Genomic DNA, 13,541 nt, shown 5'->3' on the forward strand with positions numbered 1-13,541 from the left:
CACTGTGTCCCCTACTGGCGTGGTTGTTGCCCCGCCGAACCTTGATCGCGAGGCGTGGCTCACTGTACGCCGCACGGGAGTTGGCGGCTCGGAAGTCGCCGCGGTACTCGGCATGAGCAAGTACACCTCGGCGCACGAGGTCTACCTCGACAAGCGGGGCGAGCTGCCGCTCGACCGTCCCCAGCACCCGGACCTCGCCGAGGCTGCGTTCTGGGGACTGGCACACGAGCCGACCATCGCCCGCGTGTTCTCCGAGCGCTCCGGCCTCGCCGTCGTCGATGGCCCGGGGACGCTCGCGCACGTCGAGCGCCGTTGGATGCTCGCTAACGTCGACCGGTACGTGCTCGACGAGGACGCGCAGCCGTCCAGCCTCTTGGAGATCAAGACGCGCTCGGCCTATCAGCTCGACGAGTGGCTCGACAGCGTGCCGGACGGGCCGGCCCTTCAAACTCACTGGTACCTCGCCGTCACCGGCTACTCGCACGCGCACGTCGCCGCGCTGCTCGGCGGTAACCGACTGCTGATTCACCGAGTCGAGCGCGACGAGGCCCTCGTCGAGCACCTCGTCGCCCTCGTCGGCGAGTTCTGGCAGGGAGTGCTCGACGGCACCCCGCCCCCGGTCGATGGGTCTGAGGCGACCGAGGAACTGCTCGGCCACCTCTACAAGGTCAAGGCCGAGTCTGTGACCGTCGCCGACCCGTCCGAGGTCGGGCCGCTGCTGGAACGCCGGCGCGAGCTCAAGGCCCGCGAGGCGAGGACCGCCGACGAGCTGCGCGAGGTCGACAACCGCTTGAAGGCGGTCGCCGGCGAGGCCGAGATCGTCAAGACGCAGGGCGCCGTCGCCTTCACGTGGAAGCAGAACGGCCCGCTCTCGACGAAGCGGTTCGCCGCCGCGCACCCGGACCTCGCACAGCAGTACACGCACCGCGTCGACGCGCTCGATACCAAGCGCCTCGCCGCCGAGCACCCCGACGAGTTCCGGGCGCACCGCGCCCGACGTCTCGTCGTCCCGAAGGAGTCCGCAGCGTGAGCACCAATCTTGCCGAGCGCGTCGCCAACAAGCGCACCCGGTCGCACTCCCCCGCCGTTCAGCCCAACCGCCCTGCGCAGCCGGCGACGCTCGTGCAGTTCGTGCAGCAGATGCGCCCGGAGATCGAGCGTGCGCTGCCCGCGCACCTCGGCGGCGCCGACCGTATCGCGCGCATCGCGCTTACCGAGCTGCGCAGGGTCGAGCACCTCGCCGAGTGCACGCAAGAGTCGTTCGCCGGCGCGCTGATGACCTGCTCGGCGCTCGGCCTCGAACCGGGCGGCGTGTCCGGCGAGGCGTACCTGCTGCCGTTCTGGAACAAGAAGGTTCGGGCGTACGAGGTACAGCTCGTCATCGGCTATCAGGGCATGATCAAGCTGTTTTGGCAGCACCCGCTCGCCGCTGGCCTCGACGCCCACACCGTGTACGAGGGCGACGAGTTCGAGTACGAGTACGGGCTCGAACCGAAGTTGACGCACCGGCCGGCGCGCGGCTCGGCCAAGGGCCGGCCGACGGACTACTACGCCGTTGCGCGCCTGTCGAACGGCGGTAGCGCGTTCGTCGTGCTCGACGTCGACGACATCGAGACGATTCGAAAGCGCAGCAAGGCCAAGGACTTTGGGCCGTGGTCGACGGACTACGACGCGATGGCCCGCAAGACCGCCATTCGCCAACTCTTCAAGATCATTCCGAAGAGTGCCGAGCTCGCTCGGGCGGTCGCGCACGACGAGACCGTGCGGCGTGATGCGTCACCCGAGGGGCTCGACGTGCCCGGGGACTACATCGAGGGTGAGACCGTGCCGCAGCCGGCCCCGCAGGGCGCCGAGCAGGCCACGGTCGAGGACGTGCCCTCGCAGTTCTCCGGATGGCCCGAGGCCGCCGAGCCAGCCGCGGCCGACGCCGCGCAGTGAGCCACGGGCCCGCCGTCCCGACCCGTTGCGGGCATTGGGACGGCGCCGCCGGCCGCCACTGTCGCGCCGTCGACGGCGTGCGCCACTACCTCACCGGCCACCGCTGCCCCGCCCATACTCCCGCCGCCCTCGCCGGCCGCCCCGAGGCCCCCGGCTCACCAACACCCGTAAGGAGAAGGACAGTTGAGCCGCGCCGCGACGGATTGGGTATGGGACCACGCCACCGCCCGAGGTACCGCTCGAACAGTGCTGCTCGCAATCGCTGACAGGGCGAACGCTGACGCCATCGCCTACGCCGGTACGGCGATGCTCGTGCAGCGCACCCGCGCCGCCCGTTCGACCGTGCGGGACGCCGTCGACGCACTGCTCGACTCGGGCGAGCTCGCCGTCGTCGAGGACGTCACCGGGCCCCGCGGGGAGACCGTTTACCATCTGCCGCTCGTCGACGCGCAGGGGGCCGGAAATCGGCCCGGGCCGGATTCCGACCCGGGCCGAGGATCGGCCCCCCGGGGACCGGAATCCGGTACGGAGGGGGGCCGGAATCCGGCCCGAGGGGGAGCGGAAACCGGCCCCCAGAACAAGAAGAACAAGAGAGAACAGGAAGCACAGCAGCAGCCGCGCGCGAACACCCCCGCCCGGTCCCCGCTGATTCCCGAACTGCACCCGCTCGGCGACGCGCTCGCCGCCGCCGGCGTTGCCGTCCGCTGGACACTCGGGCTCGGCGAGCAGCGCGACGTCTGGCGCCTCGTCCAGCAGCACGGCGTCGAGGCCCTCGTCGAGCTCGCCGCCCGCCGCACCCAACCGGGCACCGAGCCGAAACCGGCCCGCTACTGGCTGCGCGTGTGGGGCGACCTCGACCGCGCACCGTCCGCTCGCCCCGGCCCCAACGTCGTGCCCCTGCGCTCGCCGGCGCCCGCCGCCTACACGGACAACCTCGCCGCCGGCCTCGCCCTGCTGAAAGCCCAAAAGGAGGGCACCCCGTGATCGACGAACACATCGCCGCCCTACTCGCCTACGCCGGCCGGCTCGACTCCCGCGTGCGCCGCGCCCTCGCCGACCCGCAGCAGTCCGCCCGCACCATCGCCGATTGGACGGCCGCCCTCGCCGAGGTCCCCGCCACCCTGCCCGACACCGGTTGGGATGCCTCGCAGGCCGTGCGCCGCTACTACGAGCAGCGCGCCGGTGACCGGTCCGCGCAGTTCCGCGCTGTCGAGCCGCACGACGTGCTCGCCGCATGGGCACCGCACCGCGGCGAGCTCATGAACCGGCACACCGACCCCGTACCGGCCGCGGACCCCGACGACCCGCAGGCATGGCGCGAGGAACTGCTCGGCACCCGAGCCGCGGTCGCCCATGGGCACACCCCGCCGTCGCAGTACCGCGCCGAGATCAACTCGACAGGGCAGAAACGTCTCGCCGCCCTCATGTCGGGAGTCGGCGACGGTCCGCGCCGCTACATGCCCGAGCACGTCGCCCGCGACCTCGCCCCCTACCGGCCGGCCCGGGCCCACCGCGAGGCGATCGTCGCCGAGGGCATCCCCGACCCGCTCGGCGTCCGCTGCCCGCACTGCCACGCACAGCCCGACCAGCCGTGCCAGAGCGGATACCGGCGTAACGGCAAGGGTCGCCGCGCACTGTCTGGCGTTCACCCCTCGCGCATCGAGGCCCTGATCGCACAACTCGACCCCACCGACGACGAGCAGGCCGAGGCCGAGCAGGTCCGCCTCGCCCGCCTCATGTGCCAGCCACCCGCCCCGCGCGAGAGCCGCGCCCGCCACACCTCGGGAGCACACCGCCGATGACTCCCGCAGCCGCGCGCGCAGTGATCGCCGCCCACTTGACCGACGCCCTCGACGTGCACCCCCACCTCGCCACGCTCACCGCGGCCGAGCTGCTCGACCGCCTCGCCATCGAGGGATGGGAGATCAACACCACCCGGCACGCGCGACCGGTCGCGCCTCGCGCGCGGGAGACCCGCGGCGCTCGGCGCCTCGTCGCTCGCCTGACTCGCCGTACCCGTACGAACGGAGAACCGACCCCGTGAACGCCCAACTCGTCGCCGCGCTCGTCGTCGCCTCGGGCGTACCGCTCGGCCGGCTCGCCTGTCGACGAGACCCCGGGCCGTTGCGACGACACCCGGCTGATACCCGCGGCGCCTGCCCGCCGCACTGCACCACCTGCACCGCACTGAACGAGGGGGAAGCACGATGAACACCCGTACCCGCACCGATTCCCGTCGAGGCCGCCGCGAGCAGCGCGAGGTCGAGCGCGACGCCCGCCGCTCTCGTCTGCGCGTGCTGCTCGCCCGTGCCGACCGGGGCGTTCTCACTCCCGAGGAATCCGCCCTACTGCGCAGCGACGTCGAGGCCGAGATCACCGAGTGCGACAAGCACCGCCGTAGCGCCGGCGGACAGCAGGCAGCAGCGATGCGCCTGCACAGCCGGATCGAGGCCGCCGAGCAGTGCATCGCCGAGACCGAGGCCGAGCGCGACCGGTACGCCGCCGAGGCCGAGGCCCTGCGCCCGCACGCCGCCGAGGAGGGGCGCCGATGAACTACGCCACCGCCGTACACGAGACCGTCGCCGCCCTGCGTTCCATCCGCGAGCAGTGGGCCGCGCTGCTGCTCGCCATCGAGACCCCGCCCGCGGACGTCTGGCCCCCGCGGCAGCTCGCGCACACGATGCGGGCCGTCGACGACGAGCAGCTCGTCGTCGAGGACCGGGCGCCGCTCGTGCTGCGCGAGCACCCCGCACCGGCCAACCTCGACGCGCTCGACGCCGGCCTCGCCATCGAGCGGCAGGTGTTCGCCCTCGCCGACACCCTCGCCGCCGCTGTCCAGCACGCGAGCCACGGCGACCCGCGCCGATGGGACTACCAACACCCGGGCGCAGCAGACGCACGGGGCGCGGCCGGCTCGCGTGCGCATGGCCTGCACTTCGCGTGCGTGTGGGTCGAGGGGCGCGTGCTCGACGAGGACACCGAGCCCGAGCAGCAGCTCGACGGCGCCCTCGCCGCACCGCCGTTCGCCCCTCTGCCCCCGCATCTGCTGCACGAGGCACGGCGTACCGCGCGCGTCGCCGAGGACCGGCTGCTGCGAACTCTCGGCCTCGACCAGCGCACCACGCCCGTGCCCGACCGGCCGTGCCCGTGGTGCGGCGGCGAGCTCACCCTGCACACCGACCCGGACGAGGCGCCGAGGGTGACCTGCTCGACCGGCGAGGACTGCACGGCGCCCGTGCCGCTCGACGACCGCGGGCGGCGCGTGTGGGGGTGGGGCGATCTCGTCGCCCTCGTCGGCGCGCTCGCCGCCGCCGAGCAAGCATCCGAACAGGCTTGCGCCGTTATCGGTTCGTGACCTAATGTTGGGGGCGCCTCCGGCGTGCCCGGAAACTTCGGCCCCCTCACTCGTCCGCCCCGCCACATCCCCCCCGTGGCGGGGCGGACGCATGTCCGCCGGGAGGTGAGCGCATGGCCGAGCCGATCACCGCCCGCGACCGCAAGGCCGTGCGCCGCCTGCACGCCGAGGGCAAGTCGCGTAACCACATCGCGAGGACGATCGGGCGCAGCGCCGCCACAGTGAGCAAGATCGCCCGCACCGAGGGACTCACGTTCTCCGGTGGCGCTCGCGTCGCAGCAGCCACCGAGGCACGACGAGCAGACGCCGCCGCACGGCGCGAGCAGCTCGCCGACGAGGCCCTCGACGGCGCCCTCGGCCAAGTCGTCAAGACCACCGGCGCCGAGTCCGCACGCGATGCCCGCGACCACGCCACCGCCGCCCGCGCCCTCACCGAGGTACACGCCCGAGTCGCCGAGCTCGCCCGCCAGACCGGCACCGGGAGCAGCGGCGGCGCGATGCTCGACCGCCTCGCCGACGTCCTACTCGGACCGACCGGGGGTGACGGACAGGGGGTGTGATGGCCGCGCCTCTCCCCCTGTCCGACAAGCAGCTCGCATCCATCCGCGGCGCCACGGCCCGTATCAACATCTGGCACGGCAGCGTGCGGTCGGGAAAGACGATCGCGAGCCTTGTCTGCTTCCTGCTCATGGTCCGCAGGGCGCCGGCCTCGGGCCTAATCGTCATCGTCGGGCGCAGCCTGCAAACGATCGAACGCAACTGCCTCGACGTCCTGCAAGACCCGACCCTGTTCGGCGACCTCGCCGCCGAGGTACGCCACACCCGCGGCGCCACAACCGCCGTGATCCTCGGGCGCGTTGTTCACCTCGTCGGAGCAGCAGACGCACGAGCCGAGGGCCGACTGCGCGGCATGACGGCCGCCCTCGCCTACGCCGACGAGGTCACGCTGCTGCCCGCGGCGTTCTTCCGTCAGTTGCTCGCCCGCCTGTCTGTGCCCGGGGCGAAACTGATCGGCACCACGAACCCCGACTCGCCCCGGCATTGGCTGCGGACCGACTACCTCGACCGAGCCGACGAGCTCGACCTCGCCGAGTTTCACTTTCAGCTCGCGGACAACCCGAGCCTTTCCGAGGCGTACGTCGCCGCCCTCGCCGCAGAGTTCACCGGCCTGTGGCGCCGGCGCATGATCCTGGGCGAGTGGGTTGTCGCCGAGGGCGCGATCTACGACGCGTACGACGAGCAGCGGCACGTCGTCGACGAGCTACCGGCGATGCGCCGCTACTGGCTCGGCGTCGACTACGGCACGAGCAACCCGTTCTCGGCGATCCTGCTCGGCCTCGGCGACGACGGCCGCCTGTACGCAGTGAACGAGTGGCGCCACGACTCCCGCGCGGCCCATCGGCAGATGACCGACGCCGAGTACAGCCGTGCCGTGCGCGGGTGGCTCGACGAGCTCGACGTCGTCCCCGAGTGGACGTTCATCGACCCGAGCGCGGCGAGCTACTCCACACAGCTTTGGGCCGACGGACACCCGGGCGTGACACGCGCCGTGAACGAGGTGATCGACGGTATCCGTAGCGTCTCGGTCGCCCTCGACTCTGGGCTGCTGCGCATCCATCGCTCGTGCGTCGGTCTGCTCTCCGAGATCCCCAATTACGTGTGGTCCGAAGAGGCCGCCGCCCGCGGTGAGGACAAGCCCGTAAAGAAGAACGATCACTCGGTCGACGCGCTGCGCTACGTGATCCATTCGACCGCGCACGAGTGGCGAGGACTGCTCGCCCAAAGCGCATAGCTCCCCAACTACCGCCCCGCCGCCGCCTGTTGGCCTCGGGGCCTCGTCATGTGAGGGGGCGCCCGTGCACTGGTCCGACAGATTCCTCGCGAGCACCGAGGCCGGCCCGGGCGGTTGCTGGCAGTGGACCGGCTACCTCATGCCGAACGGATACGCCCGCATCAGCGTCGACGGCGAGCGGCAGTACGCGCACCGCGTCGCGTACGAGGCGTTCGTCGCCCCCATCCCCGCCGGCCTCGTCATCGACCATCTGTGCCGCAACCGCGGATGCGTGAACCCCGACCACCTCGACGCCGTGACGCAGCGCGTCAACGTACTGCGCGGTGAATCGCACGCCGCCGCTCGCGCCCGTCAGGTCGCGTGCATCCGAGGCCACCGGTTCGACCACGCCAACACCTACCGGGCCACCAACGGCACCCGGAAGTGCCGCAGGTGCCGAGCAAACGCGCGCAGCCGCGCCCGCAGCAGACAGGGGGTGACCTGTGCCGCTGCCTGACAGCAACGCCCCGTGGCCGCCGCCGCAGCTCGCCCCGCTATACCGCGAGCTGCACGTCGACGATGCTTGGTACTCCGGCGACCGAAAGAAGCTCGCCGAGGTCTACCAGCACCAGCAGCGACGCGAGGACGGCCGGCGCCGCCTGTGGTCCCGCCACCGCCACCCGCAGCCCGGCAAGCGCGACACCCGCGTGCACATCCCGCTCGCCGGCGACATCGCCACCACGAGCGCCGATCTCCTATTCTCCGAACCGCCCACCTTCACCGTGCCCGACACCGGCGCGCAGGACCGCCTCGCCGAGCTCGTCGAGGCCGGCGGCATCGAGAACACCCTGCTCGAAGCGGCCGAGGTCGCCGCCGCACTCGGCGGCGTCTTCCTGCGGATCACGTGGGATACCTCGCTTGCACCCCGCCCCCTGCTCACCGTCGTGCACGCCGACGCCGCCGTACCGCGCTTTCGCTGGGGGCAGTTGACCGACGTCACGTTCTGGCGCGAGCTCGCCTCGGACGGCTCGACCGTATGGCGCCACCTCGAACACCACGAGCCCGGGCGCATCCTGCACGGACTGTACGAGGGGACCGTCGACCGCCTCGGCCGGCGCGTGCCGCTCACCGAGCACCCCGAGGTCGCCGGCCTCGCTGGTTCCCTCGGCCCCGAGGGCGACGCGATCGAGACCGGCATACCCGAGCTCACCGCGGCGTACGTCCCCAACATCCGACCCAACCGCCGCCACCGCGGGAGCCCGTTCGGACGCTCGGACTACGCCGCGCCCCTGCATGACCTCATGGACGCACTCGACGAGACATGGTCGTCATGGCTGCGCGACATCAGGCTCGGCAGGGCGCGGCTGATCATCCCCGACGGATACCTACGCGATCACGGACCGGGCAGGGGCGCCTCGTTCGACGACGACCGCGAAATCTGGCAGGGCCTGAACATCCCGCCCACCGAGGGCGGAGGAATCACCCTGTCGCAGTTCGCGATCAGGGTCGCCGAGCACCAGTCGACCGCCGACTCGCTCGTGCAGCAGGCCGTACGCTCCGCCGGCTACTCCGCGCAGAGCTTCGGACTCGGCGACCAGGGCGCCGCCGTCACCGCAACCGAGGTCACCGCCCGCGAGCGCCGCTCGATGATCACGCGTGACAAGAAGTCGCGTTACTGGCGCCCGGCCCTCGCGCACATCCTGCTCGTCATGCTGCGACTCGACCGGGCGCTGTTCACCCCGGGCCTTGTCGTCGACCGGCCGCGCGTCACCTTCGGCGACGGCGTGAGCGAGGACCCGCAATCGGTCGCACAGACCCTGTCGCTTCTCCAGCAGGCACAGGCCGTGAGCACCGACACGAAGGTGCGCGCGCTGCACCCCGATTGGGACGACACCGCCGTGCAGGCCGAGGTCGACCGCATCTTGACCGAGACCGGCGCAGCAGTGCCCGACCCGATGCAGGCCGGCGCCCTCGACTGATTCACGAGGGGGCGCCGTGCCGATCCACCCCGGAATGGTCGAGGACCTCTCGGCCGGCGTCCGTGATCTGTACGCGGACGCCGAGCAGCGGCTGCTCGGCATCGTGGCGCGGCAGCTCGCCGACGGGTTCGAGGCCCCGGGGTGGGCAACCAACAAGCTGCGCGACATACAGGCCCTGCGCCGCGGCGCGCAGGGAGTCGTCGACGCCCTCGGCTCAGCGATGCAACTCGACGTATTCGACGTCGTCGCCGAGGCGTACAACACCGGGGCCCGCGCCGGACTGGCCGAGCTCGGCGCACTGCACGACAACGATCTGCGCCGCATCGCCGACACCACACCCAACACCCGCGCCGTTGACCGCCTCGCGCAGGAAACCGTCGACCTCGTCACCGCCACGCACCGCGGCATCCTCCGCGGTGTCGAGGACGGATACCGGCAAGTGATCGCCGAGGTTGCGGCAACGCCACTGCTCGGCATCGACACCCGCCGGCAAGCGACACAGCGGGCAATGGAACGGTTCGCCGACCGCGGACTGCGCACGTTCGTCGACCGGGGCGGGCGCGCGTGGCAGATGACGAGCTATGCCGAGATGGCCGTACGCACGGCGACCGGCCGCGCCGCGGTCGAGGCGCACGGCGACAAGCTGCGCGCCGCCGGCCTCGACCTCGTCATCGTCAGCAACGCCCCGCACGAGTGCCCCATCTGCGCCCCCTACGAGGGCAAGGTGCTCTCGCTCGACGGCCCGGGCGGCGCCCACACCATCGAGACCGAGCACGCCACCGAGGACGACCGCACCGTGCGCGTGCACATCGCTGGCAGCGTCGACGAAGCGCGGCAGCACGGATTCCAGCACCCCAATTGCCGGCACAGCCTGTCTGCGTACCTGCCCGGGGTGACCCGCGCACCGGTCGAGGCGTCCGAGGACCCCGACGGATACGAGGCCACACAGAAGCAGCGCGCCATCGAGCGCGGCATACGCAAGTGGAAGAACCGCGCCGCCTCGGCCGTGACACCCGAGGCCAAACGGTCCGCCGAGGCCAAGGTGCGCCAGTGGCAGGCCAAGCAGCGCGAGCACCTGCGCCAACACCCCGAGCTCATCCGCCGGCGCGAGCGCGAGCAGCCCGGCGCAAGCAACCTCCCCCCAACGAGCGGTACCGCGGGCCGCCCCGGTACGCCGGGTGGCCCGGGGTCGGACCCGTTCGAGGCCGCGCGCGTCCGCTCGGGAGACGAGCGCACGCTGCCCGAGATGACCGACGAGCAGCTCGGCGTCGCGATCCGGCCCGGCGTGCTCGACGAGCGCGACCTCGACCGCATCCGCGGCGAGGGCGACCGGCGCGACGAGCAGGCCCTGCTCGACCGCATCCGGCCGAACGGCCGGCTCGTCGACAACCTCTCCGAGTTCAGCGATGACGAGCTCGCCCGCGTCTCTACTCACCTCGGCGACGACGACATGCTGCGCGTCATGGCCGAGGCCGACCGGCGCGACCTCGACGCCGCCCTGCCCGGGGCACGACGCGACCTCGTCGGCATGTCCGAGCAGGACCTCGCCGCCCGCGCTCGGCACGTCGAGGACGACCGGCCGGCGATCGGCGCGGAGATCCACCGCCGGCGACTGCTCGCCGAGGTGTTCCCCGGCGGTCGCCTCGCCCGCGATCTGTCCGGCGTCGGCGACGACGTGCTCGGGTGGGCCGTGCGCTACGCATCCCCCGAGGATGCGGCGCGCATCGCCGACGAGCTCGACGCCCGGTACCCGCCCGCCCCGATGCCGGAAGCAGCCGGCGCGCACACCGTCGAGGGACAGCTCGCCGACCGCGCCGCCGTCGACGAGGCCCTCGAACCGGCCGCCCCGCCGGACGCGTGGAACGGCCTTGCCGTCGACTGGTACGCCGGCATGTCCAGCACCGAGCGATGGATCGCCGAGCGCGAGTACGCCGACATGCAGCAGCGCACCGCCTACACACGCGAGCAGCTCCGCGACATGTACCGCGAACACACATGGGCGCAGTACATGGACGCCGAGGACGCGACCAACGGCTATCTCCTCTCCCGCGAGGCCCGGGCCGCCGGCGTCGACCCGGGAACGCTGTTCAGCGGCCCCGCGCACGTCGCCTACGCCCGCGCCTCGGAGGAGCTCAAGAGGTATTGGGCCGACAACCCGCGCATGACGTTCGTGGAGTACGAGGAAATGGTCACCGGGCAGCGCAGCGCCGCCGCCGAGACCGCCCGCGCCTCTCGCAACACCCAGAACAACCGGCTCTAGGGGGTGGCTGTGGGACATCGAGGCGACCTCGTTCGCGCACTGCGCGCCGGCATCGACGCCGGCCGCGCCGCTTCCCCCGTGAGTGCGTGCCCGTACCCCCGCGGCGATCTGCGCCGCTCGGCATGGGTGCGCGGCTACGCCAAGGCCCGAGCGCTCCCCGCCGCCGCGGACACCGGCAGCGAGTAGACCGCTCTCCTTCCTCTCCCATCGGGCCCGCCATCGGTGGGCCCTTCCCCTTTCCGCACCATCCCGGAGGCACGCCCGTATGCCCGAGCACTCCCCCGACGAGACCCTGCCGACCCACCCGCGAACCGGCGAGCTCGCCCTCGGCATCCGCCGCGACGGACGCCCGATCTGGCCCATCAAGGGCGGCTCGGGCGAGGGCGGCGACCCGGCCCCGGCCGGCGACCCGAACACCCCACCGGCGGGCGACCCGTCCCCCGCCCCGAACACCGACCCGGGCACCCCGCCGGCCCCGGACCCGGCCGCCGCGCAGCAGCTCGCCGAGGCCACAACCCGCGCCGAGCAGGCCGCCACCGAACGCGACGAGCTGCGCGCCGCGCTCGACGCCGTGAACAAGGCACTCAACCCCGACGCCGAGGGCGAGCAGGACCCGACCAAGCTCGCCGCCGCGGTCGCCGACCGCGACAAGCAGCTCGCCGAATCGGCCACGGAACTACGCACGGCACGCGTCGAGCTCGCCGCCTACAAGGCCGCCGGCGAGCTCGGAGCGCGCGCCGACCGACTGCTGAACAGCCGCGCATTCGTCTCTGCCGTGGCCGCCCTCGACCCGGCCGACGCCACGTTCGGCGAGCAGCTCACCGCCGCCATCAAGAGCGCCGTAGACGCCGACCCCGACCTGTACCGCACCGCCCCGAACGGCCCGCCGCGCGGCGGCGCCGAGTTCAACGGCGCCCCCTCGGGCGAGCGCCGCGCCGCCTCGCTGCACGACGCCGTCGCCGCCCGCTTGAGCGGCGCCTAACCCCCAGGAGAAACGCTTTGCCTACCTCTCTCGCCGAGGCGCGCAACAACGCGCAGGACGACGTCGACGTGCAGGTGATCGACGAGTTCCGCAAGTCCTCGGACATCCTCGACCGCCTCACGTTCGACAACGTCGTGAGCCCCACCGGCGGCGACACCCTCACCTATGGGTACCGCCGCCTGATCTCGCAGCGCTCGGCCGACTTCCGCGCGCTGAACACCGAGTACACCCCCGCCGAGGTCCAGACGCAGCGGTACACCGTCGACCTCGTCCCGCTCGGCGGTAGCTTCTCCGTCGACCGCGTCATCGCCCGTATCGGGCCGGCCGCCTCGGGCGCCGTGACGCTGAACATGCAGCAGCTCATCAAGGCGAGCCGCGCCAAGTTCGCCGATGCCGTGATCAACGGCGATAAGGCGGTCGAGACGAACGGGTTCGACGGCCTGTCGAAGATCCTCACTGGCAGCTCGACCGAGTACCTGCCGCTGAACAACGGCGTCGCCGCGGGGTTCGTCGACTGGACGGCGATCAACGACAAGGCCGCGGCCCTCGCCGCGCAGACCCACATCGACAACTGGCTCGCCGCCATGGATGACGCCCCGAACGTCATCTACGGCAACCGCAAGACGCTCGCGCTGTTCAAGCGCATCGCTGCATGGTGCGAGCAGCTCGACCGTACGACCGACGCGTTCGGCCGACCGGTCACCGCGTACAACGGAATCCCGCTCGTCGACCTTAAGACCAAGGCCGGCAGCAACACGGACGTGATCGGCCTCGTCACGCGCGACCCCGACGGCGCCGCTACGGGGGGCAACGTGACCGGCCTCGGCGACCTCTACGCCGTCCGGTACGGGCTCGACGGATTCCACGGCGCCTCGGTCGGGGGCGGCTCGCCGCTCGTGAACACCTGGCTCCCGGAGTTCGACCGCTCGGGCGCCGTCAAGGTCGGCGAGGTCGAGATGGGCCCGGTTGCTCCGGTCCTCAAGGCCACCAAGTCCGCCGCCGTGTTCCGCAACATCAAGAGCGCGTGATGCCCATGCGCGCCGTACGGATCACTGCCCCCGTCGAGGACTTCACCGGGGAAGGCCCGGGCGGACTGGCGTTCACCGACGGGACCGCCATCACCAGCGACCGGGCGATCATCAGCTACTGCCAAGGCGCCGGCTACCTCGTCGAGCCACTCGACGAGGGCGCCTCGGACGGCCCGACCGACAACAAGTCGGCGGGCCGTTCTGCTGCCCGCAGCAAGAGGGGGTGAT

The 13,541-nt window shown here is 72.2% G+C and carries 16 protein-coding genes; all 16 read left to right on the top strand.

Annotated elements, in window-relative coordinates; all coding sequences use genetic code 11:
• Window positions 1–19: 19 nt before the first annotated feature.
• The 16 genes from ACGFR7_RS09760 (at window position 20) to ACGFR7_RS09835 (ending at window position 13,540) form a co-directional block, all read left to right on the top strand.
• Window positions 20–1,030: a YqaJ viral recombinase family protein gene (locus tag ACGFR7_RS09760; protein WP_393315511.1), complete on the top strand. Its 1,011-nt coding sequence runs from the start codon at window positions 20–22 to the stop codon at window positions 1,028–1,030.
• Window positions 1,027–1,938: a recombinase RecT gene (locus ACGFR7_RS09765; protein ID WP_393315514.1), complete on the top strand. Its 912-nt coding sequence runs from the start codon at window positions 1,027–1,029 to the stop codon at window positions 1,936–1,938. Before ACGFR7_RS09760 ends, ACGFR7_RS09765 begins: the two co-directional genes overlap by 4 nt.
• A 246-nt stretch (window positions 1,939–2,184) precedes the next feature.
• Window positions 2,185–2,922, top strand: a complete 738-nt coding sequence (locus ACGFR7_RS09770) for a hypothetical protein (RefSeq protein WP_393315517.1) — start codon at window positions 2,185–2,187, stop codon at window positions 2,920–2,922.
• Window positions 2,919–3,740, top strand: coding sequence for a hypothetical protein (locus ACGFR7_RS09775; protein WP_393315520.1), 822 nt, complete (start codon window positions 2,919–2,921; stop codon window positions 3,738–3,740). Before ACGFR7_RS09770 ends, ACGFR7_RS09775 begins: the two co-directional genes overlap by 4 nt.
• Window positions 3,737–3,982, top strand: a complete 246-nt coding sequence (locus tag ACGFR7_RS09780; RefSeq protein WP_365195997.1) for a hypothetical protein — start codon at window positions 3,737–3,739, stop codon at window positions 3,980–3,982. The genes ACGFR7_RS09775 and ACGFR7_RS09780 overlap by 4 nt, the downstream gene beginning before the upstream one ends.
• 163 nt (window positions 3,983–4,145) lie before the next feature.
• Window positions 4,146–4,490, top strand: coding sequence for a hypothetical protein (locus ACGFR7_RS09785; protein ID WP_393315523.1), 345 nt, complete (start codon window positions 4,146–4,148; stop codon window positions 4,488–4,490).
• Window positions 4,487–5,293, top strand: coding sequence for a hypothetical protein (locus tag ACGFR7_RS09790; protein ID WP_393315526.1), 807 nt, complete (start codon window positions 4,487–4,489; stop codon window positions 5,291–5,293). Before ACGFR7_RS09785 ends, ACGFR7_RS09790 begins: the two co-directional genes overlap by 4 nt.
• A 113-nt stretch (window positions 5,294–5,406) precedes the next feature.
• Window positions 5,407–5,853: a hypothetical protein gene (locus tag ACGFR7_RS09795; RefSeq protein ID WP_393315529.1), complete on the top strand. Its 447-nt coding sequence runs from the start codon at window positions 5,407–5,409 to the stop codon at window positions 5,851–5,853.
• Window positions 5,853–7,085 carry a PBSX family phage terminase large subunit gene (locus ACGFR7_RS09800; protein WP_393315532.1) on the top strand — a complete coding sequence of 411 codons (1,233 nt, stop codon included), beginning with the start codon at window positions 5,853–5,855 and terminating at the stop codon, window positions 7,083–7,085. The genes ACGFR7_RS09795 and ACGFR7_RS09800 overlap by 1 nt, the downstream gene beginning before the upstream one ends.
• Before the next feature lie 64 nt (window positions 7,086–7,149).
• Window positions 7,150–7,581, top strand: coding sequence for an HNH endonuclease signature motif containing protein (locus ACGFR7_RS09805; RefSeq protein WP_277413405.1), 432 nt, complete (start codon window positions 7,150–7,152; stop codon window positions 7,579–7,581).
• Window positions 7,568–9,043, top strand: coding sequence for a phage portal protein (locus ACGFR7_RS09810; RefSeq protein ID WP_393315536.1), 1,476 nt, complete (start codon window positions 7,568–7,570; stop codon window positions 9,041–9,043). The genes ACGFR7_RS09805 and ACGFR7_RS09810 overlap by 14 nt, the downstream gene beginning before the upstream one ends.
• A gap of 16 nt (window positions 9,044–9,059) precedes the next feature.
• Entirely contained in the window at window positions 9,060–11,303 is a 2,244-nt protein-coding gene (locus ACGFR7_RS09815) for a phage minor capsid protein (protein ID WP_393315539.1), read from the top strand.
• Between the two features lie 9 nt (window positions 11,304–11,312).
• Window positions 11,313–11,489, top strand: a complete 177-nt coding sequence (locus tag ACGFR7_RS09820) for an Rmf/CrpP fold protein (RefSeq protein WP_393315542.1) — start codon at window positions 11,313–11,315, stop codon at window positions 11,487–11,489.
• A gap of 79 nt (window positions 11,490–11,568) precedes the next feature.
• A complete protein-coding gene (locus ACGFR7_RS09825; RefSeq protein ID WP_393315545.1) occupies window positions 11,569–12,285 on the top strand; it encodes a hypothetical protein in 717 nt (238 codons plus the stop codon).
• A 17-nt stretch (window positions 12,286–12,302) separates the two neighbouring features.
• Window positions 12,303–13,313 carry a major capsid protein gene (locus tag ACGFR7_RS09830; RefSeq protein WP_393315548.1) on the top strand — a complete coding sequence of 337 codons (1,011 nt, stop codon included), beginning with the start codon at window positions 12,303–12,305 and terminating at the stop codon, window positions 13,311–13,313.
• Window positions 13,313–13,540, top strand: a complete 228-nt coding sequence (locus tag ACGFR7_RS09835; protein WP_393315551.1) for a hypothetical protein — start codon at window positions 13,313–13,315, stop codon at window positions 13,538–13,540. Before ACGFR7_RS09830 ends, ACGFR7_RS09835 begins: the two co-directional genes overlap by 1 nt.
• Window position 13,541: the final 1 nt, after the last annotated feature.

It is taken from the genome of Streptomyces sp. NPDC048516 (assembly GCF_043199875.1).
Taxonomy (GTDB): domain Bacteria; phylum Actinomycetota; class Actinomycetes; order Streptomycetales; family Streptomycetaceae; genus Streptomyces.

Coding starts and splice junctions, on each gene's coding strand:
- ACGFR7_RS09800 (WP_393315532.1), top strand. CDS start 5,853: ATGGCCGCGCCTCTCCCCCTGTCCGACAAGCAGCTCGCATCCATCCGC.
- ACGFR7_RS09795 (WP_393315529.1), top strand. CDS start 5,407: ATGGCCGAGCCGATCACCGCCCGCGACCGCAAGGCCGTGCGCCGCCTG.
- ACGFR7_RS09790 (WP_393315526.1), top strand. CDS start 4,487: ATGAACTACGCCACCGCCGTACACGAGACCGTCGCCGCCCTGCGTTCC.
- ACGFR7_RS09825 (WP_393315545.1), top strand. CDS start 11,569: ATGCCCGAGCACTCCCCCGACGAGACCCTGCCGACCCACCCGCGAACC.
- ACGFR7_RS09835 (WP_393315551.1), top strand. CDS start 13,313: ATGCCCATGCGCGCCGTACGGATCACTGCCCCCGTCGAGGACTTCACC.
- ACGFR7_RS09785 (WP_393315523.1), top strand. CDS start 4,146: ATGAACACCCGTACCCGCACCGATTCCCGTCGAGGCCGCCGCGAGCAG.
- ACGFR7_RS09780 (WP_365195997.1), top strand. CDS start 3,737: ATGACTCCCGCAGCCGCGCGCGCAGTGATCGCCGCCCACTTGACCGAC.